Annotated in this window: 21 protein-coding genes; 15 read left to right on the top strand and 6 right to left on the bottom strand. The window is 62.1% G+C overall.

What is annotated here, in order from left to right:
* The first annotated feature begins 9 nt into the window (after positions 1 to 9).
* The 5 genes from cckA to Amn_RS15125 all read left to right on the top strand — a co-directional run bounded on the left by cckA (position 10) and on the right by Amn_RS15125 (position 6,882).
* Positions 10 to 2,610 (top strand): cell cycle histidine kinase CckA, encoded by a 2,601-nt coding sequence (gene cckA, locus Amn_RS15145; protein WP_067961785.1) that lies wholly within the window; start codon positions 10 to 12, stop codon positions 2,608 to 2,610.
* A gap of 101 nt (positions 2,611 to 2,711) precedes the next feature.
* Positions 2,712 to 3,458 (top strand): purine-nucleoside phosphorylase, encoded by a 747-nt coding sequence (deoD, locus tag Amn_RS15140; protein ID WP_263007024.1) that lies wholly within the window; start codon positions 2,712 to 2,714, stop codon positions 3,456 to 3,458.
* A gap of 188 nt (positions 3,459 to 3,646) precedes the next feature.
* Positions 3,647 to 3,823: a hypothetical protein gene (locus Amn_RS15135; protein ID WP_182585841.1), complete on the top strand. Its 177-nt coding sequence runs from the start codon at positions 3,647 to 3,649 to the stop codon at positions 3,821 to 3,823.
* Between the two features lie 336 nt (positions 3,824 to 4,159).
* Positions 4,160 to 5,548, top strand: a complete 1,389-nt coding sequence (locus tag Amn_RS15130; protein ID WP_263007025.1) for a DEAD/DEAH box helicase — start codon at positions 4,160 to 4,162, stop codon at positions 5,546 to 5,548.
* A gap of 104 nt (positions 5,549 to 5,652) precedes the next feature.
* Entirely contained in the window at positions 5,653 to 6,882 is a 1,230-nt protein-coding gene (locus Amn_RS15125) for an MFS transporter (protein WP_067961791.1), read from the top strand.
* Here Amn_RS15125 and Amn_RS15120 read toward each other — a convergent pair.
* Positions 6,855 to 7,676, bottom strand: a complete 822-nt coding sequence (locus Amn_RS15120; RefSeq protein WP_286290096.1) for an SDR family NAD(P)-dependent oxidoreductase — start codon at positions 7,674 to 7,676, stop codon at positions 6,855 to 6,857. The genes Amn_RS15125 and Amn_RS15120 overlap by 28 nt on opposite strands.
* 217 nt (positions 7,677 to 7,893) lie before the next feature.
* On the opposite strand from Amn_RS15120, the gene Amn_RS15115 reads away from it, so the two are divergent.
* The 7 genes from Amn_RS15115 (at position 7,894) to Amn_RS15085 (ending at position 13,257) form a co-directional block, all read left to right on the top strand.
* Entirely contained in the window at positions 7,894 to 8,925 is a 1,032-nt protein-coding gene (locus Amn_RS15115) for a cysteine synthase A (protein ID WP_067961795.1), read from the top strand.
* A complete protein-coding gene (locus tag Amn_RS15110) occupies positions 8,925 to 9,668 on the top strand; it encodes an alanyl-tRNA editing protein (protein WP_067961797.1) in 744 nt (247 codons plus the stop codon). Before Amn_RS15115 ends, Amn_RS15110 begins: the two co-directional genes overlap by 1 nt.
* 16 nt (positions 9,669 to 9,684) lie before the next feature.
* Positions 9,685 to 10,536, top strand: a complete 852-nt coding sequence (gene sseA / locus Amn_RS15105; RefSeq protein ID WP_067961799.1) for a 3-mercaptopyruvate sulfurtransferase — start codon at positions 9,685 to 9,687, stop codon at positions 10,534 to 10,536.
* A 2-nt stretch (positions 10,537 to 10,538) separates the two neighbouring features.
* Positions 10,539 to 11,102, top strand: coding sequence for a GNAT family N-acetyltransferase (locus Amn_RS15100; RefSeq protein WP_067961801.1), 564 nt, complete (start codon positions 10,539 to 10,541; stop codon positions 11,100 to 11,102).
* 91 nt (positions 11,103 to 11,193) lie between these two features.
* Positions 11,194 to 11,751: an OmpA family protein gene (locus tag Amn_RS15095; RefSeq protein ID WP_067961803.1), complete on the top strand. Its 558-nt coding sequence runs from the start codon at positions 11,194 to 11,196 to the stop codon at positions 11,749 to 11,751.
* 100 nt (positions 11,752 to 11,851) lie between these two features.
* Positions 11,852 to 12,673: a 4-hydroxy-tetrahydrodipicolinate reductase gene (gene dapB, locus Amn_RS15090; RefSeq protein WP_067961805.1), complete on the top strand. Its 822-nt coding sequence runs from the start codon at positions 11,852 to 11,854 to the stop codon at positions 12,671 to 12,673.
* A gap of 83 nt (positions 12,674 to 12,756) precedes the next feature.
* Positions 12,757 to 13,257, top strand: a complete 501-nt coding sequence (locus tag Amn_RS15085) for a DUF1203 domain-containing protein (protein ID WP_154384177.1) — start codon at positions 12,757 to 12,759, stop codon at positions 13,255 to 13,257.
* 66 nt (positions 13,258 to 13,323) lie between these two features.
* Here Amn_RS15085 and Amn_RS15080 read toward each other — a convergent pair whose 3' ends face one another.
* On the bottom strand, positions 13,324 to 14,637 hold the full coding sequence (locus Amn_RS15080) for an outer membrane protein (RefSeq protein ID WP_154384178.1): 1,314 nt from the start codon (positions 14,635 to 14,637) through the stop codon (positions 13,324 to 13,326).
* Between the two features lie 445 nt (positions 14,638 to 15,082).
* Complete coding sequence (gene ald, locus Amn_RS15075) at positions 15,083 to 16,198, bottom strand: alanine dehydrogenase (protein ID WP_286290084.1); 1,116 nt, start codon at positions 16,196 to 16,198, stop codon at positions 15,083 to 15,085.
* A gap of 154 nt (positions 16,199 to 16,352) precedes the next feature.
* On the opposite strand from ald, the gene Amn_RS15070 reads away from it, so the two are divergent.
* Positions 16,353 to 16,826, top strand: a complete 474-nt coding sequence (locus tag Amn_RS15070; RefSeq protein WP_067961812.1) for an Lrp/AsnC family transcriptional regulator — start codon at positions 16,353 to 16,355, stop codon at positions 16,824 to 16,826.
* A 170-nt stretch (positions 16,827 to 16,996) separates the two neighbouring features.
* Positions 16,997 to 18,973, top strand: a complete 1,977-nt coding sequence (locus Amn_RS15065; RefSeq protein ID WP_286290082.1) for a bifunctional 2',3'-cyclic-nucleotide 2'-phosphodiesterase/3'-nucleotidase — start codon at positions 16,997 to 16,999, stop codon at positions 18,971 to 18,973.
* A gap of 69 nt (positions 18,974 to 19,042) precedes the next feature.
* On the opposite strand, the gene Amn_RS15060 is transcribed toward Amn_RS15065, so the two are convergent.
* Together Amn_RS15060 and Amn_RS15055 are read right to left on the bottom strand one after the other, a co-directional pair.
* The gene (locus tag Amn_RS15060) at positions 19,043 to 20,023 is read right to left on the bottom strand and encodes a glycerophosphodiester phosphodiesterase family protein (RefSeq protein ID WP_286290080.1); all 981 of its coding nucleotides are present in this window, start codon (positions 20,021 to 20,023) and stop codon (positions 19,043 to 19,045) included.
* Positions 20,024 to 20,274: 251 nt separating this feature from the next.
* Positions 20,275 to 21,531: an SAM-dependent methyltransferase gene (locus tag Amn_RS15055; protein ID WP_286290078.1), complete on the bottom strand. Its 1,257-nt coding sequence runs from the start codon at positions 21,529 to 21,531 to the stop codon at positions 20,275 to 20,277.
* A gap of 602 nt (positions 21,532 to 22,133) precedes the next feature.
* Here Amn_RS15055 and Amn_RS15050 point away from each other — a divergent pair.
* On the top strand, positions 22,134 to 22,421 hold the full coding sequence (locus Amn_RS15050) for a Dabb family protein (RefSeq protein WP_154384181.1): 288 nt from the start codon (positions 22,134 to 22,136) through the stop codon (positions 22,419 to 22,421).
* 61 nt (positions 22,422 to 22,482) lie between these two features.
* On the opposite strand, the gene Amn_RS15045 is transcribed toward Amn_RS15050, so the two are convergent.
* Complete coding sequence (locus Amn_RS15045; protein ID WP_286290076.1) at positions 22,483 to 22,944, bottom strand: Ros/MucR family transcriptional regulator; 462 nt, start codon at positions 22,942 to 22,944, stop codon at positions 22,483 to 22,485.
* Between the last annotated feature and the right edge of the window lie 134 nt (positions 22,945 to 23,078).

Here is a 23,078-nt window from a genome sequence, read left to right as displayed (position 1 = left end):
CGCAGGGGCATGGCCAAGGAAACGCGCAACGACTTCTATCCGGTTCCGATTGTGGATCAGGCAGCGCGCCCCGATGCCATCACCCGGCTGATCATCTTTATCGTCGTGTTGACGGTGGCGGCAATCGTCTTCGGCATCTTTCGCGAGAGGCTCGGCGACCCGTTCCTGATGGGCATGCTCGGCGTGCTTGCGATGGTCGGCGTCGGCTACCTCTTCGCGACCGCCATCGGCTTCGTCCAGATCGCACCGCGTTCGCCGGCCGACGGGCTTTCCAAGGCATTTGTCGACTCGATGTCGCAAGGCCTGGTGCTTACCGACGCCAAGGGCCGCGTCGTCTACGCCAACCGCGCTTATGCCGATATGACCGGGGCTACGACCGCCACGGACCTGAAGACTGTCGAGGGCCTGCTGTCGGACGTGCCCGAAGCGTCATCGACGATCTCGCAGCTCGCGTCCGGCCTGCGTGACGGCGAGGCCAACGATGGCGAGTTCCGCCTCGCACAATCCATTCGCCCAGGTGCAGCTCCCGGCGCGCGCTGGTACCGCGTGCGGGCACGCGCTTTCACGGTGCCCAGCCAGCGCCAGCCGCTAAACGCCTGGCAACTGGCCGATATTTCTCCAGAAAGAGCCGAGCAGGAGCGCTTCTTTCTCGATCTGCAGCAGGCCATCGATCACCTCGACCATGCCCCGGCAGGGTTCTTCTCGGCCGACCAGGACGGCCGCATCACCTATGTCAACGCGACGCTGGCCGAATGGCTGGGCATCGACCTGGCAAGCTTCACGCCCGGCGCCGTCACGCTCGACGAGGTCGTCGCCGGCGACGGCATGGCGCTAGTCCGCTCGGTCAAGGCCGATCCGGGAACCACGCGCAACGCCGTCATCGATCTCGATCTTGCGACCATCGCGGGCGAGGCCTTGCCGGTGCGATTCATGCACCGCGTCTCGGCAAGCCGCGAAGGCGTCAACGGGCCGACGCGCACGATTGTGCTTAATCGCACCCAGGGCGAGGACTCTTCCGCACAATTGCGTGCTTCGGAGGTGCGCTTCACGCGCTTCTTCAATTCGACGCCGATGGCGATCGCCGGCGTTGATCACAATGGCCGCATTCTGCGCACCAATGCACCGTTCCTGTCGCTGTTTTCGTCTGTCGTCGATCGGGATGCCGTCGACCGCAAGGTCCGTCTCGACACCGTCATCCACGATCGCGACCGAGCGGCTTTCGCGGCCGCTCTCGAGAAGGCTCATCAGCGGCAGGCCGATATTGCGCCCATCGACACCGTGATGCCCGACAATGAGGAGCGCCATATGCGCTTCTACGTCAATGCGGTTGCCGACGGATCGGATGCCGAGGGCGCCGAAGAGGCGGCGATCGTCTATGCGGTCGAGACCACCGAGCAGAAAGCGCTCGAAAACCAGATGGCGCAGAGCCAGAAGATGCAGGCGGTGGGACAACTCGCCGGCGGCATTGCGCATGACTTCAACAACGTGCTTACCGCCATCATCATGGCGTCGGACCTGTTGCTGACCAACCATCGTCCGTCGGATCCGTCTTTCCCCGACATCATGAACATCAAGCAGAATGCCAACCGCGCCGCTTCTCTGGTCAGGCAACTGCTGGCGTTCTCGCGCAAGCAGACGCTGCGCCCCGAAGTGCTGAGCCTTACCGACGTGCTCGCCGACCTGCGCACGCTGGTGGCGCGCCTGGTCGGCAACAGCATCAAACTCAAGATCGATCATGGCCGCGATCTGTGGCCGGTCCGCGCCGATATCGGCCAGTTCGAGCAGGTGGTGGTCAACCTCGCCGTCAATGCGCGCGACGCGATGCCCGACGGCGGCGACCTGATGATCCGCACCAAGAACGTGCCTGCCGACGAGTGCAAGGCCTATGGCTATCGTGAGATGGTGCCTGCCGACTATGTCGTGGTCGAGGTCGAGGACACCGGCAGCGGCATCGCGCCCGAGGTTCTGAAGAAGATTTTCGAGCCGTTCTTCACCACCAAGGAAGTCGGCAAGGGCACCGGCCTGGGCCTGTCGATGGTCTACGGCATCATCAAGCAGACCGGCGGTTTCATCTACTGCGATTCCGAGGTCGGCAAGGGAACCGTGTTCCGCATCTTCCTGCCGCGCCATGTCGCCAAGCCAATGCCGGTCGAGGAGCCAAAGGCGGACGGCGAGATTGCCGTGACTGCGGCCCCGAAACAGCCGGAAGCAGCACAGGCCAATGGCGCCAAGGACCTTTCCGGTTCGGCAACCGTTCTTCTGGTCGAGGACGAGGATGCCGTGCGCATGGGCGGGGTGAGGGCGCTGACGTCGCGCGGCTACACCGTGCATGAGGCGTCGTCGGGCGTCGAGGCGCTCGAGATTTTCGACGAGCTCAAGGGCCAGATCGACATCGTCGTCTCGGACGTGGTGATGCCCGAGATGGACGGGCCGACACTGCTTGGCGAACTGCGCAAGCGTCAGCCCGACATCCGCTTCGTATTTGTATCAGGTTATGCCGAAGACGCCTTTGCCAAGAACCTGCCGGCGGATGCGCAGTTCGGCTTCCTGCCCAAGCCGTTCTCTCTCAAGCAACTGGCGACCGTCGTCAAAGAGGTGCTAGAAGGCTAGGCATCGTGTACAGCCAGTGTCAGTCCTGCCCGACTTTCTATTAGCTTTCCCGTATGTGCTGATCGTGCCATCATGCGGGGAAGCGTCGTCGGGGGTGACAGATGCAGACCACGCCGCATAATGAGGCGAAACGAGGCGACTACGCCGAAACCGTTCTACTGCCGGGCGATCCCCAGCGTACCGAATGGATCGCTGCCACCTTCCTTGAGGATGTCCGCTGCATAAACCGGGTTCGTGGGGCACTCGCCTATACTGGCCGCTATCGCGGCAGTCCAATCAGCCTGCACACGACAGGCATAGGTGCGCCTTCACTCGCCATCTATGCTCATGAGCTGCTTGAAACCTATGGCGCACGGACACTGATCCGCGTCGGCACCTGCGGCGGCCTAGCCGACCACGTCAAGCTGCGCAGTCTGGTCATTTCACAATCGTCGAGCAGCGACAGCGCCATCAATCGCCAGCTTTTCGGTGTCTACGACTACGCGCCGAGCGCCGACTTCGAGCTGTTGTGCCGGGCTGCCCGGCGGGCAGTCGAAATGGGCATCATCCATTATGTCGGCCAGACGGCCTCGAGCGACGTGTTTTATCATCCCGATGTGCTCGGGCGTTTTGCCGGAGTGCGTGCCCATGGCGCGCTGGCGGTCGATATGGAGACAAACGCGCTGTACACGATCGCCGCGCGCTTCAGAGCCAAGGCGCTGTCGATCTGCACGGTTGTCGACAGCCTCGTCAATGGCGAGGATACGGATGCGTCCGAGCGCCAGGAGCTGTTCTCCGACATGGTCCGGCTTGCCCTCGACGTTGCGATCGGCACATCAAGGGTCGAGGCGGAGCCTGATCGTCCCTGAGGTAGCATGGATATGCGGCTGTGCTAACCTGAGGATGGCCTTGTGAGTCGACCGTTTCCCGCGTTCCCGATCGATGCGTGGTTGTCCGGCGGTGCCGGCAAGTTCCGCGCAAGCTGCGATCCATACCTCTTATCGAGCGTTCTGGTCTGTGTTCGTTGCGTCTGGGCAATCGACAAGGGAACAGCCAGTTGGAACAGTTTGTCGAGGAAAGCATGAAGAGGCGTCTGACCGAGCCGGTCGACATACTCACCGCGGTCAGCATCCTGAAGTCATATGGATATCTGGGGGACGAGCTGATCATCGCCATTACCCGGATTTTCTACGTCGATCTGGACGCGCTCAACGAAGTTGTCGCCAACGCGTGAGGCCGGAGCCGGCATTACGCTGCCAAGCTGGAATGTTGCGATGCAGCATTGGCGGCTTGCATTTTCCTCCCAAATCATCCATATGCGGCGTCATAGGCGCTTGGGCCGGGCTTACGGCTTTCTCACTAGAGAGACTGGTTGCGTCTGTTTTCACCCTTGCCGGTAACGGCAGGCGGCGGAATAGACCCGCGGCATGAGGCCAGCGGGCACGACAGCGCAGCCGAGCGGACAGTCGTCCGCCGCCTTGTCGTTTCACGAGAGATTCAGGCCGGCAGGTTGCGCCCTGCCGCCATTGTTGTTTGTGGCGGAATAGCCGTCGCACGAAAGAAGAAGATATTGACGAATGAAAACAATGCGGAGCTGAACGGCTTCGCCAAACTCGGCATTACCGGCGCGCTGCTCAAGGCGACCCAGTTGGCCGGGTTCAACGAGCCGAAGCCGATCCAGATCGAGTCGATCCCGGCGCAGCTGGCTGGCCGCGACATCCTCGGCATCGCCCAGACCGGTTCAGGCAAGACTGCGGCCTTCTCGCTGCCGATCCTGTCCAAGATCATGGCGCTCGGCACCAAGCGTCGACCCAAGACGGCGCGTGCGCTGATCCTTGCGCCGACGCGTGAACTCGCCGTGCAGATCGAAGACACCATCAAGGTGCTCGCCAAGGGCGCGCACGTCTCGACCGCGCTGGTCCTCGGCGGCGTGTCGCGTTTCTCGCAGGTCAAGAAGATCGCGCCGGGCGTCGACGTGCTGATTGCCACGCCGGGCCGCCTGACCGACCTCGTCCGCGAAGGCGACCTCGTTCTGGCCGACACCGAATGGCTTGTCCTCGACGAGGCCGACCGCATGCTCGACATGGGCTTCATCAATGACGTCAAGCGCATCGCCAAGGCAACGTCGCGCAACCGTCAGACAGCCCTGTTTTCGGCAACCATGCCTCAGGAGATCGCCGAACTCGCCCAGGGCCTGCTCAAGGATCCGATCCGCGTCGAGGTTGCCCCGCAGAGCACCACCGCCGCCGAGATCCGCCAGAGCATCATCCTCGCCCGCACCAAGCAGAAGCGCCAGATCCTGGCAAAGATGCTCGCCGACGAGGCCATGACTTCGGTCCTGGTCTTTGCCCGCACCAAGCATGGCGCCGACCGCGTCGTGAAGGATCTGGACCGCGACGGTTTCCCCGCCGCCGTCATCCACGGCAACAAGTCGCAGAACGCACGTCAGGCTGCACTGAACGGTTTCCGCGCCGGCAAGGTTCGCATTCTGGTCGCCACCGATATCGCGGCACGCGGTATCGACGTGCCGGGTATCAGCCACGTCGTGAACTTCGATCTGCCTGATGAAGCCGAAAGCTACGTCCACCGTATCGGTCGTACTGGCCGCAACGGTGCCAATGGCATCGCGGTCACGCTGGTTGATCCTTCGGAAAACTCCAAGCTGCGTCAGGTCGAGCGCATCATCCGCATGAAGCTGACCATCGACGCCGATCACCTCGGCGAACCTGATCCGGTGCGTCCGGCTGGCGAACCGCGCGGCTTCACGCCGGCCAACGATCGCGGCGAGCGCGACGAGCGTCGACCCAGCGGTCAGCGCCCGCGTGGCAACAATGGCGGCAAGCCCAAGGGCGGCCATGGCGGCGGCGACCGCAAGTCTGGCGGCGCTCCGAAGGGTGCTGCGCCCAAGGGCGGCAAGCGCCGCTTCGGTGCGCGCAAGCCGAACACGCGCGCAGCGTGATCTGTGCAGCAGATCGGGCCTGACTGGTCCATTTGCTGCATTGTATGAATAGGTTAGGGCGGTCGGGGCGGTGCTTCGGCCGCCCTTTCGTTTGAGGGGACGGAATGGCCGGAATAGCGACGCTCGCAATCGCTTATGTGCTGTCCCAGTTCTATCGCTCCTTCCTGGCGGTGCTGACCCCGGCACTCACCGCCGAGCTCGGTGCCACCAAGGCGCAACTCTCCGTCGCCTCCGGCGCCTTCTTCATCACCTTTGCCCTGGCGCAATTTTTCATCGGGGTGTCACTCGACCGGTTTGGCCCGCGCCGCACCGCTTCGACACTGCTCTTGCTCGGCGGCGGGGGTGGCGCCTTTGTCTTTGCCTTGGCAACTGCTCCCTGGTTGGTCACGGCGGCCATGGCGCTGATCGGCATCGGTTGCGCGCCGGTGCTCATGTCATCGCTGTTCATATTTGCGCGCACTTTCTCCACTGCCCGCTTTGCCGTGCTCGCCTCGTGGATGGTCGCTTTTGGCACCGCCGGAAACGTCATTGGCGCCGCCCCGCTGGCGCAGGCTGCGGAGGCGTTCGGCTGGCGACCGGTCATGGCCGGGCTGGGTGTCATTACCATTGCCGCGGCACTTGCCGTGCTGGTCGCCGTGCGTGATCCGAAATCGCCGGAGGACATGAAAGAGGGCAATATCGGTTTCGGCGGTTATCTCGAACTGCTGCGAATGCGTGTCCTTTGGCCGATCATCCCACTGACCGCGATCAATTATGCGCCGACGACCGGCATCAGGGGGCTCTGGTCCGGTCCCTATCTCGTCGATGTCTACGGCGCCGACGCGCTGCTGATCGGGCAGGTGACGTTCTTCATGGCGCTCGCCATGGTCGCCGGCGCCTTTGTCTATGGCCCGCTCGACACGATGTTCCGCACCCGCAAGTGGGTGGCTGTCATCGGCAACACCATCGGCCTCATGGCGATCCTCTATCTCGCGCTGAACGTCGTCACCGACGTCACCACCGTCACGCTCATCTTCGTGATCATCGGCGTGTCTGGTGGTGCCTACGGCCTGCTGATGGCGCATGCGCGCGCATTCCTGCCGCCGCACCTGATCGGGCGGGGCGTAACGCTGATGAACTTCTTCTCCATCGGCGGCGTGGGACTGATGCAATTCGCGACAGGCGCAGTGGTCACCGCCAATCTGCTGCCGGGTCAGCCGACGGCAGCCTATTCGGCGCTGTTCTGGTTCTATGTGCTGATGTTGGGGGCGGCGATCGTCATCTACCTCTGGGCACGTGACGCAAAGCCCGAGGTCGTGGTCGAGGATCAGTCGAAGCTCGAGCGCCTGAGATAGATCAAGGGCTCCATCTTCCAGCGGGTGGCAACGCGCAGCGCCATTTCGCGCAATGGTCGCGGCAGCAGGAACAACAGCTTCATTGCCCATGTCAGGCGGCGTGGGAAGGTGACCTCGAAACCGCTCTTGCGTATCGCCTTGCAGACCCGTTCGGCGGCCGCCTCGACCGGCATCATCGCAGGCATGTAATAGGCGCTCTTTTGGGTCAGCGGCGTGTCGATGAAACCGGGGTTCATCACCTGGGTGCGGATGTTCATCTTGTCGAAGTCGAACTTCAGCGCTTCGGCGATGATGTTGACGGCTGCCTTTGTGGCGCCGTAGGCGGCCGTCGTCGGCCAGCCGAAATAACAACTGATCGAGCCCATGAAGACGATATGTCCGCGGCCACGATTGCGCATCCGCTCGATCACAGGAACCAGGCCGTTGATGACGCCGAAGACGTTGACGGCGAAACTCTGGCGGAAGGCTTCCATGCGCAGGTTTTCGCCGGTTACCGGCATGTAGGACCCGGCATTGAAGATCGCGAGCACGATCGGCCCGGCCTGCGCTTCGATGGCGGCGACGGCGGCAGCCATTCCAGCCTCGTCGGTGACGTCGGAGGGAAAGGCCAGCACCTTTCCGGCCATGCCGCGTGTTTCCTCGATCAGAGTATCGAGCGGGTCGTTGGCCCGGACGGTGACGGCAACCGTGTAGCCTTGTTTTGCCAACAAGCGGGCCACGCTGCGGCCAATACCGGTGCTGCCGCCGGTAATCCACGCGACCCCGTGTTCCGGGTCGGCCCGGTATGTGCTCACTTCTAACCTCTGGGCAGTAGCTATTGCGTAGCTCTAGCCGGGCGGCATGCATATGGAAAGGCTGTTTTAGGAAGCACCGTGATGATGGTGCCTTGACTGGTCAGGGAGGGGGCTTGCGCGCGTTGACGTCGGGATGCGACTGGTCCAGAGAATTTCATCCCTTGAAAGCGCGAGCTCACATTTCTAGGGTTCTCAGGCGAATTAGGAAGGAATCTTCATGCGCTCGGTGATCGATGCCATCGGCAATACGCCTCTCATCCGGCTCAAGCGGGCCTCGGAGGAAACCGGCTGCGAGATACTCGGCAAGGCCGAGTTCATGAACCCGGGGCAATCGGTCAAGGATCGCGCCGGCCTGTTCATCATCCGCGACGCCGAAAAACGCGGGCTGCTGCGGCCCGGCGGTGTCATCGTCGAAGGCACGGCCGGCAATACCGGCATCGGCCTGACCGTCGTTGCCAAGGCGCTCGGCTACCGCACTGTGATCGTCATTCCCGACACGCAGAGCCAGGAAAAGAAGGATGCGCTTCGCCTGCTCGGTGCCGAGCTGATCGAGGTTCCGGCCGTTCCCTACAAGAACCCGAACAACTACGTGAAGGTTTCCGGTCGCCTGGCCGAGCAACTGGCGAAAACCGAGCCGAACGGCGCCATCTGGGCCAATCAGTTCGATAACGTCGCCAACCGCGAAGGCCATATCCGCACCACGGCCGAGGAAATCTGGCAGCAGACCGGCGGCAAGGTTGACGGTTTCGTTTCGGCCGTCGGCACCGGCGGCACGCTTGCGGGCGTAGCGATCGGGCTGAAGGCAAAGAGTGCTGCCGTGAAGATCGCCATCGCCGATCCCTTGGGTGCTGCGCTCTACAGCTACTACACTTCGGGCGAATTGAAAGCCGAAGGCAGTTCGATCACCGAAGGCATCGGCCAGGGCCGGATCACCGCCAATCTGGAAGATTTTACACCGGATTTTTCGTACCAAATCCCCGATGAGGAAGCATTGCCGATCGTCTTCGGGCTGATCCAGGAAGAGGGTATCTGCGTTGGCGGCTCGACCGGCATCAACATTGCCGGCGCGATCCGGCTGGCAAGACAGCTCGGCCCTGGGCACACCATCGTGACGGTCCTTGCCGATTTCGGCACGCGCTACCAGTCCAAGCTGTTCAACCCTGATTTCCTGCGTAGCAAGAGCCTGCCTGTGCCCGATTGGATGGAGACCGAGCCCAGCATTTCGGTGCCGTTCGAGCAGGTGGCGTGATGGCATTTTCGACCGAGGCGGTGTTTCGCGAGGATTCTTATCTCCGCGAGACCGAGGCCAGTGTCGTCGGCGTCAATGAGCGCGGCGGCATTATCCTCGACCGGACGATCTTCTATGCGACCTCGGGCGGCCAGCCCGGCGACACCGGCATCCTGGTGCGCGAGGACGGCAGCCGGATCGCTGTGGAGGCCACGATCACGGGTGAAAGCAAGGACGAGATCATCCATGTGCCCGCTCTGGAACAGGGAGTACCCGAGGTTGGCGAGCGGTTGAGGCTGGCGATCGACTGGCCGCGGCGGCTTCTGTTGATGCGCATGCACGCGGCCTGCCATCTGTTGACGGTGGTCTGTCCGTACCCGATCACCGGAGCGTCGGTCAGCGAGGAGGATTCGCGCGTCGATTTCGACATCCCCGACGCCGGCTTCACGAGGGAAGATGTGACCGCCAGGTTGATGGAGCTCGTCCGCGCCAACCATCCGATCTACACCAGCTGGATTTCCGACGCCGAGCTTGCCGCCAATCCGACGTTGGTGAAGTCCAAGAATGTGCGCCCGCCATCCGGCACCGGCAAGATCAGGCTCGTCTGCATCGGCGACAATGCCTCGGTCGACAGCCAGCCCTGCGGCGGAACCCATGTCGCCAGCACTGCCGAAATCGGCGAGATCCATATCGGCAAGATCGAAAAGAAGGGGCGGGAAAACCGCCGCTTCCGCATCCGCTTCGGCGCGATGCCTGCCAATTGAACCTGGAGACGTTGCCATGAGTGACAAGAGCGCCTTCGTCATCGATGCGGACTGGCTGGAAATGCGGCTAGGTACGCCCGGCCTGTCGATCGTCGACGCTTCCTGGTACATGCCGGCGCAGAAACGCGACCCGCGCGCCGAATATGACGCCGCCCACATCCCGGGTGCGGTGTTCTTCGACCAGGACCTGATCGTCGATCCGGATTCTGCACTGCCGCACACGCTGCCGTCACCCTCTCTGTTTGCACGTTTCGCAGGCTCGATGGGGATTTCGGCGGACGACACCATCGTCATCTATGACGGCCCGGGGTTCCAGACGGCACCGCGGGTCTGGTGGATGTTCCGGATCATGGGCGTGTTCCAGGTCTACATTCTCGACGGTGGCTTCGACCGCTGGAAGGCGGCTGGTAGACCGGTGACCGCCGAGCCGACCAAGACCGCGCCCGGCGTGTTCCACGTCGACTATGACGCTTCGAAGGTCGTTTCGCTGGCCGAGATGCGCAAGATCGTCGACACGGGCAGTGCCCAGATCGCCGACGCGCGTTCTGCCGGACGCTTCGAGGGCACCGATCCAGAACCGCGTCCTGGCCTGCGCTCCGGCCACATGCCGGGTGCGCACAGCGTGCCGTCGGTGACGTTGTCGGAGAATGGCGAGCTTCTGCCGCTCGACCGGCTGAAGGCAACGCTCGAGGCGGCGGGGCTCGATCTCACGAAGCCTGTCGTCACCTCCTGTGGTTCGGGCGTTACCGCTGCCGTCATCACGCTTGCGCTTCAGTCGCTCGGGCACGGCGACGTCAGGCTTTACGATGGTTCCTGGACCGAATGGGGCGGCATGTCCGACACGCCTGTCGTGACGGGGAAAGCATGAGCATGGCCGTCGACCGCAGCGAGAACATCGAGGTGACGGTCACCTTTCTGGAAATGCACACGCCACCTGTTTACACGCCGCCGCTGCCGGTCAATCGCCAGATCGCGCTTCTGAGGACGCGTGACATTCCGCTGCACTACTACCGCTATCTCGCCGACCGCGTCGGCCGCAAATGGCATTGGGTCAACAGCCTGAGGCTCAATGACGAAGAACTTGCCGCCGGTCTGCATCGCGAGGACCGCGACATCAGGGTGCTTTATCTCGATGGCGCGCCGGCGGGCTTCATGGACATCAAGCCGCATCTGCCCGAAGAGGTTGAACTCGCCTATTTCGGCATGATGGAACACGCCACCGGGCAGGGTATCGGCCGCTGGTTCCTGGGGGCTGCGATCGCAGCGGCGTGGACCTACAGGCCGCACAAGGTGACGGTTCAGACCTGCACCCTCGACCATCCTGCGGCCTTGCCGCTCTACCAGAAGATGGGTTTTTCGCCAGTTGCTCAGAAAACCGAAACGGTTCGCACCATGAGCTTTGCCGAACGTTCGGCAAGCGTGATGCGGCCGTAATGGCGCACAACCCAGCCTGAACCGCCCGTTCATCGCTGCTTCATGTCGGTTCTGGCATTTTCCACGCAACAAATATGCAAGGAGAATGAGGATGTTGAACCGCCGTACGCTTGCCGCAGCGCTGATCGCCGTGCTTGCCGCGCCTTCGCTCGCTGCCGCGCAGGCGACGACGCCTTCGGCGTCGCAGATCGAGCGCCAGCTTCAGGCCGCACCGACAATGAAGCTCAGGCCCAACCAGCGCGTCACCGTTCGTGAATTCAAGCGCCGGCCCGACCTGCGCCGCATGGCGCCGTCGATCGACATCCAGTCGATCAATTTCGCCTTCGGCTCGGCCGAGGTGCCTTATTCGCAATATGGCAAGGTCGAGAACATCGCCAACGCTCTGGACCGCATCCTGCGCCGCGACCCGGATGCGCGTGTGCTGATCGAAGGCCATACCGATGCCGTCGGCTCGTTTTCGTCGAACCAGGCCTTGTCGGAGCGCCGCGCCGCCTCGCTGAAGCAGACCCTTGTGCGCGAGTTCGGCATCCCTCGCTATGCGCTGGAAACCGTGGGTTATGGCGAGGAGTTCCTGCTGGTGCCGACCCAGAACGAGAACTGGCGCAACCGCCGCGTCACGCTGCGCCGCTACGACGCGTTCATCCGCTAGCATCGAGCGATTTTCAGCGCCAACAAGCCCGGCTTGCGAGAGCCGGGCTTTATTTGCGTCCTCCAATGTAGTATACAGTATACCAAATTGGAGGCAAAAGATGACGATCAGAGTGGTGATGGCCGGTGCCACCGGCTGGGTTGGCAAGGCGCTTGTCCCGGCAATAGAGGGGCAAGGCGACATGCGGCTTGTCGGCGCAGTCGCACGCAGGGCTGCCGGCCACGACGTTGGCGTGGCGACAGGTGGTCAGCCGAGCGGCCAGAGGATCAGTGCCACGCTTGCCGAGGCCCTGGCCGCGCCCTGTGATGTCGTCGTCGACTACACCAAGCCGGTTGCCGTGCGCGACCATGCCATGCTCGCCATTTCGCGCGGCTGCCATGTCGTCATCGGCACATCAGGACTGAGGGCTGCTGATTACCGCGAGATCAACGCGGCGGCCCGCGCCAACAACGTCGGTGTCGTTGCCGCCGGCAACTATTCGATCACCGCGACCCTGATGAAGAAGTTTGCGCTGATGGCGGCGCAATATGTGCCCGACGTCGAAATCATCGACTATGCCAGCGCAAGAAAGGCCGACGCCCCCTCTGGCACCGCGCTCGAGCTGGCCGAGACGCTGTCCGAGATTCGCGGTGCGCCGACGGCCTTGCCGACCTCGGAAGTTTACGGGCATCCGGAAGCCCGTGGCGCCAAGCTGGGCGAGGGTACGGCGGTGCAGGTCCATTCACTGCGCCTGCCATCCTATCAGCTGTCCTGCGAAGCCGTTTTCGGTCTGCCTGAGGAGCGACTGACCATTCGCCACGATGCCGGCACCTCGGCAGTGCCTTACGTCGCCGGCACCCTGCTTGCCGTTCGTCGGGTGCGCGAATTCACCGGCCTGGTCAGGGTGCTCGACGCGCTGATGGACGAAACGCTGTCTGTTTAGGAAACAGGTGGTGCAGGAAATCGGGTGGGCGCATGCCTGCGCTCGCCATAGCTTGCGACAATCGATCAACGAGGATTGTCGTTATGAGCATCATTTTCCATGGCCTGCCCACAGAGGCGGTGCGGGCACTCCAGCAGGGCGGGCCTGACGCCTATGGCATGACACCGGAGCGCAGGGTCTCCGATGGCGACGGCGTGCCGTGCCGCCATTGCCTGACCAATGTCGGTGCCGGCGAGGGTTATCTCATTCTTGCCTACAGGCCGTTTCCGGCAGTTCAGCCTTATGCCGAAACCGGGCCGATCTTTCTGCATGCCGATGAATGCCCGCGCGCGCCAGAAGCGGCAGAATTGCCTGAACTGTTTACCCGAACCAAGGACTACATTCTGCGCGGTTACAGCGCCGACGATCGTATCGTCTATGGCACGGGGGCGGTGACGCCGACGCCCGAAATCCGTGAGCGCGCCGAAATGCTGCTCCAGCGACCCGAAGTGGCCTACGTGCACATGCGCTCGGCAAAGAACAATTGCTACCAGTGCCGGATCGAACTGGACCAAGAAGGCAAATCAAACGGCGTTGCTATCTAACTGAACCGCAAACAAAAAACCCGCCGCATCGCTGCGGCGGGTTGGGGCCGTTTGCCTGAAACGGTCTCAGTTGAACTTGTACTTCGCACCGACGCGGACGGTGTGGAAGGCGGGAACCGTTTCCCACATGCCGCCGCTGTCGTAGTCCTGGCCTTCAAACTTCGAGTAGCGATACTCGAGGTTGACGGACATGTTGTTGGTCACAGCCGTTTCGAGGCCGCCACCGACCGAGAAGCCGCCAACGCTCCAATCAAACTCGGTGACATCGGCGCCATCAAGCCTGTCTTCTGTGACGTGCTGCCAACTATAGCCACCGATCACATATGCCAGGGTCGATTCGTTCACCTTGGCGCCAACTCGGGCCAATATGTCGAAACCGTAGTCGGCTTTGCCTTCGAGCTTCGGGCCGCCCAATGCCGAAGCATCAAACAGTTGCGTGCTCATCCCTGAATAACGACCGTCGACCATGATGCCGACAACCCAGTTGCCGTTCAGTTCGTGGTCGTAACCGACGCTCAGCTCGCCGAAGGCGCCTTCGCCGCCGATGCCATTGAACGAGGCCGCACCGCCGCCAAGGTTGATCTCATCGGTAATGGCGCCTGCGCCGAGCGCGCCGCCGACGTAAAAGCCGGTCCAGCTATAGGCGGGCGCTGCAAAGGACGTGCCGCCGCCATTCTGACCGCCGAAGCGGTAGTTGGCGCCGACATGGAACGTGTGGGTGGTCGGTGCGACGTTGAGCAGGCCGGTGCCGCCCAGGTCGACGACGGTGTCATTGCCATAGTTGGCGTAGCGATATTCTGACTTGAGGGTCCAGTTGCCGCTGACCACTGTTTCGAGGCCGACGCCGAGCACATAGCCGCTTCGGCTTTCGTCGAACTCGAAAGGCGTGCCGACGATCGTGCCGTCGAGCTTGAACTGCTGCCAGCTGTATCCGCCGAGGACATAGCCGAGCGTCGTCGGCGTCAGAAGATAGCCTGCGCGAGCTGCGACATCGAAGCCGTAGGTGTTGTTGAGTGTTGCGTCGGCAAAGCCGCCGGCAGCCTCGAGCGAAAGGCCGATATTGCCGAAATGGCCATCGGCAAATGCGCCGAGCAGGAACCGGTCCGACACCATGTAGTCATAGCCGACGGTCACTTCGCCAAAGACGCCGCCGCCACCGAGGTCAGGCAGGCCCATGGTTTCCGGACCGTTCGGATTTGCAATTTCCAGGCCGTGCTTGACCGCACCGACGCCACCACCGAAGCCGACATAGAGACCGCTCCAGTTGAAGCCTGCCGCTGGCGCTTCCGCGACTGAATCAGCCGCAAGGGCTGCCGAGTTGATCGCAACAGCCGACACAGCGCCAAGCAACAGCGCCTGCAAAGTCTTGCCAAATTTCATAATTTACTACCCCAACCTTACCCAATGTCGCCTTGCTAGCACGCCTAGGTTGCTTACGGTGCAACTAAAATGTCACACTCGCAGGCAATTTAGCTTCCCGGCATGAACGTCTGGACCACGAAATATCCTCAAGCACCAATGGCTTGGCGGCAAATCCTGCTGCTCTTCAGCGGAATCTGCCGACGTGCCATCGCAACTGCCCCGATTGCCCGGGGGGGAAGCATTTCGAAGGTCTTGCCCACGCCCAATGTCGCAACCCCATGCAGTCATGGCACGCCTGCGTTGCGTTTGATGCAGCTAAGATGTCACGGGTGGGCAAATCCGTGCCGAAGCGCAAACTATTTTTGGTAGTATCTTGCCGAAGCCGAGCCGGCGAGGGATCGACAGACAAGAAAATGCCCGCCGCATCGCTGCGGCGGGCGCTTGATCGCAACTCCAAAGAGAATCAGGCGGCCAGTGCCGACTTTGCTTCCGTCATCTCATAGCCGAGCGCTTCGGCGACCGCGCGATTGGTGATCCGACCGCGGTGGACATTGAGGCCGTTGCGCAAATGCGGCTCGTCGGCGAGCGCTTTCAGGCCGCGGTCGGCGAGCGCTAGGCCGTATTGCAGCGTTGCGTTGTTGAGCGCATGCGCCGAGGTGACCGGCACAGCACCCGGCATGTTGGCGACGCAATAGTGGATGATGCCATCGACTTCGTAGGTCGGGTCGGCATGGGTGGTGGCGTGCGAAGTCTCGAAGCAGCCGCCCTGGTCGATGGCGACATCAACGAGCACCGCACCCTTCTTCATGCCCGACAGCATTTCACGGCTGACCAGCTTGGGCGCGGCAGCGCCGGGGATAAGCACAGCGCCGATGATGAGATCTGCCGAGAAACACTCTTCCTCGAGCGCCTCGACTGTCGAGTAGCGCGTGTGTACACGGCCGGCGAACAGGTCGTCGAGCTGCCGAAGGCGCGGGATCGAGCGGTCGATGATGCTGACGTCGGCGCCGAGCCCGGCGGCCATGCGCGCCGCATGCAGGCCGACGACGCCGCCGCCGATGACTGCGACCTTGCCAGGCAGCACACCCGGCACACCGCCGAGCAAAACGCCACGGCCGCCATGGGCCTTCTGTAGCGCGGTGGCCCCCGCCTGGATCGCCAGGCGACCGGCAACTTCGGACATCGGCGCCAGCAGCGGCAGGCCGCCGCGATCGTCGGTCACCGTCTCATAGGCGACGGCAGTCACGCCCGAGGCGACGAGCCCCTTTGTCTGTTCGGGATCGGGCGCAAGATGCAGGTAGGTATAGAGAATCTGGCCGTCTCGCAGTTGCGCCCATTCCTTGGGCTGCGGCTCCTTGACTTTCACGATCATGTCGGAGCGGGTGAACACCTCCTCGGCGGTCTTGGCGATCTGGGCGCCGGCCGCGCGGTACGCATTGTCGTCGGCGCCGATGCCTGAGCCGGCGCCGGTCTCGACCAGAACCTCGTGGCCGTGGGCGACATATTCGCGAACCGAACCGGGCGTCAGCCCGACACGGTACTCATGATTCTTGATTTCCTTGGGACAACCTACGCGCATCTTCCTGCTCCTCCGCAGCCATTTTGGCCTTCTCTCCCGATGACGAAGTCAATCACGAATCGTTTCGAATATGTTTGCGAAAACGGTTGCGCTACCATGGGGTGTTCGGTAATTTTTGCGCATATCCTCTGTATTATCGAAGGAAATTCGAAGAATGCCGTTGGACAGGATCGATATCGCCATTCTGGACGCGCTGCAGAAGGATGGGCGGATGCCCAATGCGGCATTGGCCGAAAAGATCGGGCTGTCGCAATCGGCCTGCTCGCGCCGGCTCGACAACCTGGAGAAATCGGGCATCATCAGCGGCTACCACGCCCGGCTTTCGAATGTCGCGCTGGGTCACCAGATGACCGTCATCGTGCATATCTCGCTGTCGGGCCAGTTCGAGAAGACGCTTTCGGACTTCGAGGTCGCGGTGAAGCGCTGCCCCAACGTCCTGTCCTGCCATCTCATGTCGGGCGAATACGACTACATCCTGCGCATTGCCGCCCGTGATCTGCCCGACTACGAGCGCATCCACAAGGAATGGCTGTCGGCGATGCCGCACGTCACCAAGATCAATTCATCCTTCGCCCTGCGCGAGATCGTCGATCGCACCGTTATGGGAATAAGGCCGGATCTGCTCTGAGCAGAAACAAACCAGGCCGAAATGGGCGGCATCGCGCTGGACCAATCCATTCCCCGAGTAATGTCGCGAGGGTGTCATACGAGTCGGCTGGACTCGCGTGAATTTTGGCGCGACATTTGATCTTTGGGACGCCGGCTAAATACTGTCAGTTCATTTCCTGGAGAATGAAAATGTCCAACGTGAATCAACCTGTATCTCGTCGTTCTTTCCTGGCGGGATCGGCTGCAGCGGGTGCACTTGTGATGCTCCATCCCTTTTCGGCACGCGCCCAGGCAAATCAGGCGCATCTCCGCATCATGGAAACCACCGATCTGCATGTCCACGTGTTTCCCTATGACTACTATGCCGACAAGCCGAACGACACGATGGGCGTTGCCCGCACCGCTTCGATCATCGACGCCATCCGCGCTGAAGCCGCCAACTCGATCCTGGTCGACAATGGCGATTTCCTGCAGGGCAACCCGATGGGCGACTACATGGCTTATCAGCGCGGCATGAAGGATGGCGACGTCCATCCGATCATCAAGGCGATGAACACGCTGGGCTATGATTGCTCGACGCTGGGCAACCACGAGTTCAACTACGGCCTCGACTACATGTTCAAGGTGCTCGCCGGCGCGAACTTCCCCGTCGTCTGCTCCAACCTGACAAAGGGCGCGCTCGCCGCAGACGCGACCAAGGACGAGTTGTTCCTCAAGCCCTATGTGATCCTCGACAAAAAGGTGAAGGATGGCTCGGGTGCGGAGCATCCGATCCGCATCGGCCTGATCGGCTTCGTGCCGCCCCAGGTGATGACCTGGGATTCGCGCCATTTGCACGGCAAGGCGATGACCCGCGATATCGTCAAGGCAGCCCAGGCCTGGGTGCCCGAGATCCGCGAGCAGGGCGCCGACATCGTCATCGCGCTCTCGCACTCCGGCATGGGCACGCCGCAGGCAGCCGAAAATCTCGAAAACGCCTCCATCCTGCTGGCCGGCGTCGATGGCATAGATGCGATCGTCACCGGCCACAGCCATCTCGATTTCCCCGGACCAAAATTCGACAAGGTCGAGGGGCTCGATAACGCCAAGGGCACGATCAACGGCAAGCCGGGCGTGATGGGCGGCTTCTGGGGCTCGCATCTTGGCCTGATCGACCTTTTGCTGGAACGCGACAGCAACAGCTGGAAGGTGGTCAGCTCGACCAGCGAGGCGCGTCCGATCTCCAAGCGTGTCGACAAGAAGGTGGTGCCGACGGTCGAGAGCAAGGCCGCGGTCGAGGCTGCCGCGAAGGAGGAGCATGAGGCGACACTCGCCTATGTGCGCACGCCCGTGGGCAAGACGTCGGCGCCGCTCTATTCCTATTTCGCCCTGGTTGCCGACGATCCTTCGGTCCAGATCGTGAGCCAGGCGCAGATCTGGTACATCAAGGACATGCTCAAGGACACCGAGCACAAGGACCTGCCGGTGCTCTCGGCCGCGGCACCCTTCAAGTCGGGCGGACGTGGCGGGCCGGATTATTACACCGATGTCCCGGCCGGCGCCGTCGCGATTAAGAACGTCGCCGACCTTTACCTCTATCCCAACACGGTGCAGGCGGTTGCGGTGACCGGCGCCCAAGTCAAGGAGTGGCTGGAAATGTCGGCCGGCATCTTCAACAGGATCGAGCCTGGCAAGGCCGACCAGGTGCTGATCAATCCAGACTTCCCGTCCTACAATTTCGACGTCATTGACGGCGTGACCTACAGAATCGACCTGGCGCAGCCGCCGAAGTACGATCCGAAGGGTGTGGTCCTGGATGCGAACTCCAATCGCATCGTCGATCTGATGTTCGAGGGCAAGCCGATCGATCCCGCAGCGAAATTCGTTGTCGCGTCGAACAACTATCGCGCCGGCGGCGGCGGCAACTTCCCCGAGATCAACGCGTCGAAGCTTGTCTTCGAGGCACCCGACACCAACCGCGACGTGATCGTGCGCTACATCGTCGACCAGGGCACGATCAATCCGTCTGCCGACTCCAACTGGTCGTTCGCGCCGGTTGCGGGGGCCTCGGTAATCTTCGAGACCGGCCCCAAGGCCAAGGACCACATATCAGAGGTCAAGGCGGTCAAGATCGAGCCGGCGGGCGACGGCGCAGAGGGTTTTGCCAAATACCGCATCACGCTCTGAGATTAGGAACCTGATTGGGGAGGGCGGCTGGAGCAATCCGGCCGGCCCTTTCATCTGCGCAAAGGTTGGTCAGTTGCTCCGGCGTTCGAGTGCCGGCATGACCAGCTCGAGTGCGTCGGTCGAAATGCCGCCCGAATAGCCGGCTGGTAGCGTTTCGATGATGGCGGGGTCGTCGATGCCATCGGAGAAGCCGCCGCCGTGATAAGGGCCGAACAGGTAGACGTTGGTGCCGGCACTTTCCATCCGGTCGAGGAAGCGGTCCGGCCAACCCCACAGCCACGGTGCGAAGTTGATCGGTACGCCAAGCGTCGTGCCGCGGCAGTCTTCCGGCACGTAGCCGCTCCAGCCGAGCCCCGCGTAGCGTAGCAGGCAGCGGGTCAGCGACTTTTTGCTGAGGGTCCGCATGTCGGGCAGGGCGGCCTTGACCGCCTGCAACGGCCTGTCGCCACCAACGATGGTCAGGGCGGCCTGGCGTTCCCTGGGCAGGGCCGACAGGAAGGCCGCCAATGCCTCACCCTCCTTGGCGTCGTTGCTTTTGACGTTGATGTGGAAGCGCCGATCGGGGAACCGCTCCATCACTTCGTCGAGCGATGGCATCAGGCCGACACCCTGGCCACGAAAGGGATACGTCTTGCCACCGTCGGCGGTGTAGCCATAGCCGACATCGAGCTTCTTGAGATCCGCCATCGAATGGCTGCGCGTCTCGCCGTTGCCTTCGGTGCGGCAATCTACGGTCCAGTCGTGGAAGACCGCGAACTTGCCGTCGGTGGTGGGGTGCACGTCGAGTTCCAGCACGTCGGCGCCACGCCTGAAGGCTGCGTCCATCGAACGTACGGTGTTTTCGAGATAGTCGTGCCGAGGCGGAAGCATGCGCTCGGCAGTGCAGGTGTCGTTGGTCAGTCCGGTACGATCATATTCCTGCGCCAGCCCGCGATGGGCCAGCACCACGGGCTTTCCGGCGGCTCGGTCCGAGAGCAGCGACGTGTTGTTGAGATAGACGGCTCCAGCGGCCGTAACGACCAGAAGCAAGATAATATTGCGCTTGCGCATGCCAGGTTGTCCCTCCGTTGCCCCGACCGAGACAATGATACAGAGGAGCGAGCAGGCATTTTCACGGCGGAAATGCGCAAATTGAAGACTATTTCAAGAATTCATCGGGAATTGCGGCCTTGGATGTGCCGAGATCGAAGATTACAAGCAGGAAGAACGTCGCTGATTCTTGCGCAGGTCAGGCCTAGTCAAATCGAGACGGGGGCGAAGAGCACCGGTCTCCGCCCCTTGTCCTGTTTAGCTTAACGCGCCTAGGCCTTGTAGACCACTTGCCTGACGTCGATATACTCGGCGCGGAAGCCTGCCTCGCAATAATGGAGATAAAACTCCCAGAGCTTCTTGAAGCGATCGTCGAAGCCGAGCGGCACGATGCGCTCCCAGGACGACCAGAAGCGGGTGCGCCATTCGGCGAGGGTACGGGCATAATCCTGCGGAAAGACGCGCTCGCGCAGATAGTCGAGGCCGTGCTCGGTGCCGAGCGACTTGAGCAGCGTCGGCGTCGGCAGCATGCCACCGGGAAAGACGTAGCGCTGGATGAAATCCGGCCGCTTCCGGTACACGGGATAGGCCGCCTCATTGATGGTGATGATCTGCAGGCCCGCCGTGCCGCCCGAGGGCAGGCACTGCTTCATCTTGGCAAAGAAGGCCGGCCAGTATTTTTCGCCGACGGCCTCGAACATCTCGATCGATGCGATGCGGTCGTAGCGGCCGGTCTCGTCGCGATAATCCTGCAGCTTGAGCTCGACCTTGTCGGCAAGCCCGGCATTGTGGATGCGCTTCTGGGCAAAGTCGAACTGCTCGCGGCTGATCGTGAGCCCGGTCACCTTGCAGCCGATCTCGCGCGCCGCAAACTCGGCGAAGCCGCCCCAGCCGCAGCCGATCTCCAGCACATGGTCATTCGGGCCGATACCGGTGTCGCGCGCCAGCGCCCGGTACTTTTCGGTCTGCGCGCCGGCAAGATCATTGGCGCCGGTGGCAAAAAGCCCCGACGAGTATGTCATGCTCGGGTCGAGCCACTGACTGTAGAAGGCGTTGCCAAGGTCGTAATGCGCGGAAATGTTCTTCTTCGAGCCGGTGCGGGTGTTGTCGTTCAGCCAGTGACGAATGCGCTGAATGGTTGTCAGCAGCCAGTTGGCGCCGCCGGCGACACCTTCGCCGGCTTCGCTGTTGACCACGAACAACTCGAGGAAGCTGGTGACGTCGGGGCTGTCCCAGTCGCCGTCGATGTAGGATTCCGCGACCCCGATCGTGCCGCCGCTGAAGGCGCGCGACGGTAGCTTCCAGTTGTGCAGGACAATCTCCGCTTCCGGTCCTGGCGCCTTACCGCCGACCAGGATGCTGCGTCCGTCAGGCATCTTCACCTTGAGCGAACCGCGCGGCAGATGCAGTGCTGCAGACAGCGTCATACGTACGCGCGCCGGCAAACCTCTGGCAAAGTCCGCGACATTGCCTTCGTGAAGCTTCGTCACGCCCTGATTCGTGAAACCGTCCGCGTTACGCTGGGCCATCTCGACGTCCCAAAGTTGCTGCCCGATACGGCGTGTCGGGCGCGTTGCTCCAAGCCAGTGCACCGTTCGCTCATCTGATCGGGGACGCGCCGCCGGACGCATCTCCGGTCAGCTCGCGATCGACTTGGCTTGGATCCGCCAAGACTTCCGCGTGCTGCGGTGAATCTGTCGTGATCTTCACCGTCAAAATCTCCAACTTCAAGTGACATCTGGCAAGCGCTGATATGCCAGAGGGGAGCCCTCCGGGATTGCCCTGATGCAATCCCGTGCAGCGTCGATTTCCTTTGTTATTAGAGTACGCTAATGCTCTAAGGTGAGCCGACGGCGCATATCGTTTCCCAGGCTGCTGCGCCGCTCAGGGGAGGACATCAAATTCGCTACGTCATTGCGATCATGTGCGTCGCCTTGTTCCTCATCTGGGACATGCTCTACAACCACGGCGACGCGACCGCCAAAGGTGTACGCGAGGTGCATCGCGTCGTCAGGATGGTCACCGGCTGACAGATCTGCTGTCCGACATCCGCTGCTGCCTTTTGCCCGATTGACGCCGGCTGAAAGCCGACCCAAAAGGCGCCAGCGAAAGCAGCAGAAGGAGTCGCGGCTTGATCCGGCACATCGTGTTTTTCAGTGCGCGGCAGAAACAGGACGTCGAGATGATCCGCGAGGAATTGTCGGCGCTTGGCAGCATTCCGCATTCCACGGTCTTCGAAGTGACCGTCAACACCAAGGTCGACTGGTACTCCGACGAGATCGACATCGTCGTTTATGCAGAGTTTGCCGACCAGGCGGCGCTGGACGCCTACAAGGCCGATCCGATCTATGACCGGACGACGCAGCGCGTGCGACCGATGCGCGAACTGCGTTTTTCGGCGGACGTGGTCGCCGCATAAAAACTGCGCAACAAAAAACGCGCTCCGGGAGGCCCGAAGCGCGTAACTGAATTCCCGGAGATTATGCCTTCTTGGCGCGGCCGCGTGTCTTGGCAGGTGCTGACGCCGCCTTCGAGGACGCGGAAGCTGCCTTTCGCCCGAGGCCGAGCGACCTTGCGAGCTGAGAGCGCGCAGCGGCATAGTTCGGCGCGACCATCGGATAATCGGCCGGCAGGCCCCACTTGGCGCGATATTCTTCGGGTGTCAGCCCGAAATGAACCGAGAGATGGCGCTTGAGCGACTTGAACTTCTTTCCGTCCTCCAGGCAGACGATGTAGTCGGGGTGAACCGAGCGCTTCGGGTTCACCGCCGGCTGCTGGGCTTCGACAGGTTCTTCGGCGGGCTGATCGAGCGACAGGATCGAGGCGTTGATGCTGGCGATCAACTCTGGCAGGCCAGTTGCAGGAACCTTGTTGTTCTCTACATAGGCGCTGACGATATGGGCAGTCAGTCCTAGGATGTCGATCTTGCTATCACTCGTCATCGGCCGTCTCTCCGGGCAGTATTAAAAGCAAAATATGAGTCTAACCATTTGCTGAGCCGTATATCGGTGCAAATGGTGTCGGACGGCAAGCAAAATAATCTCACAAATTGAAGACCCCGGCCAGCGAATGCTGG

The organism is Aminobacter sp. Y103A (assembly GCF_030294925.1).
Classification (GTDB): Bacteria; Pseudomonadota; Alphaproteobacteria; order Rhizobiales; family Rhizobiaceae; genus Aminobacter; species Aminobacter ciceronei.
This window is presented reverse-complemented; position numbering and strand designations above follow the sequence as displayed.

Bases quoted from the DNA above. Each gene is read 5' to 3' on its own strand.
- cckA (WP_067961785.1), top strand. From the start codon at position 10: ATGGCCAAGGAAACGCGCAACGACTTCTATCCGGTTCCGATTGTGGAT.
- deoD (WP_263007024.1), top strand. From the start codon at position 2,712: ATGCAGACCACGCCGCATAATGAGGCGAAACGAGGCGACTACGCCGAA.
- Amn_RS15125 (WP_067961791.1), top strand. From the start codon at position 5,653: ATGGCCGGAATAGCGACGCTCGCAATCGCTTATGTGCTGTCCCAGTTC.
- Amn_RS15115 (WP_067961795.1), top strand. From the start codon at position 7,894: ATGCGCTCGGTGATCGATGCCATCGGCAATACGCCTCTCATCCGGCTC.
- Amn_RS15110 (WP_067961797.1), top strand. From the start codon at position 8,925: ATGGCATTTTCGACCGAGGCGGTGTTTCGCGAGGATTCTTATCTCCGC.
- sseA (WP_067961799.1), top strand. From the start codon at position 9,685: ATGAGTGACAAGAGCGCCTTCGTCATCGATGCGGACTGGCTGGAAATG.
- Amn_RS15100 (WP_067961801.1), top strand. From the start codon at position 10,539: ATGGCCGTCGACCGCAGCGAGAACATCGAGGTGACGGTCACCTTTCTG.
- Amn_RS15095 (WP_067961803.1), top strand. From the start codon at position 11,194: ATGTTGAACCGCCGTACGCTTGCCGCAGCGCTGATCGCCGTGCTTGCC.
- dapB (WP_067961805.1), top strand. From the start codon at position 11,852: ATGACGATCAGAGTGGTGATGGCCGGTGCCACCGGCTGGGTTGGCAAG.
- Amn_RS15085 (WP_154384177.1), top strand. From the start codon at position 12,757: ATGAGCATCATTTTCCATGGCCTGCCCACAGAGGCGGTGCGGGCACTC.
- Amn_RS15080 (WP_154384178.1), bottom strand. From the start codon at position 14,637: ATGAAATTTGGCAAGACTTTGCAGGCGCTGTTGCTTGGCGCTGTGTCG.
- ald (WP_286290084.1), bottom strand. From the start codon at position 16,198: ATGCGCGTAGGTTGTCCCAAGGAAATCAAGAATCATGAGTACCGTGTC.
- Amn_RS15070 (WP_067961812.1), top strand. From the start codon at position 16,353: ATGCCGTTGGACAGGATCGATATCGCCATTCTGGACGCGCTGCAGAAG.
- Amn_RS15065 (WP_286290082.1), top strand. From the start codon at position 16,997: ATGTCCAACGTGAATCAACCTGTATCTCGTCGTTCTTTCCTGGCGGGA.
- Amn_RS15060 (WP_286290080.1), bottom strand. From the start codon at position 20,023: ATGCGCAAGCGCAATATTATCTTGCTTCTGGTCGTTACGGCCGCTGGA.
- Amn_RS15055 (WP_286290078.1), bottom strand. From the start codon at position 21,531: ATGGCCCAGCGTAACGCGGACGGTTTCACGAATCAGGGCGTGACGAAG.
- Amn_RS15045 (WP_286290076.1), bottom strand. From the start codon at position 22,944: ATGACGAGTGATAGCAAGATCGACATCCTAGGACTGACTGCCCATATC.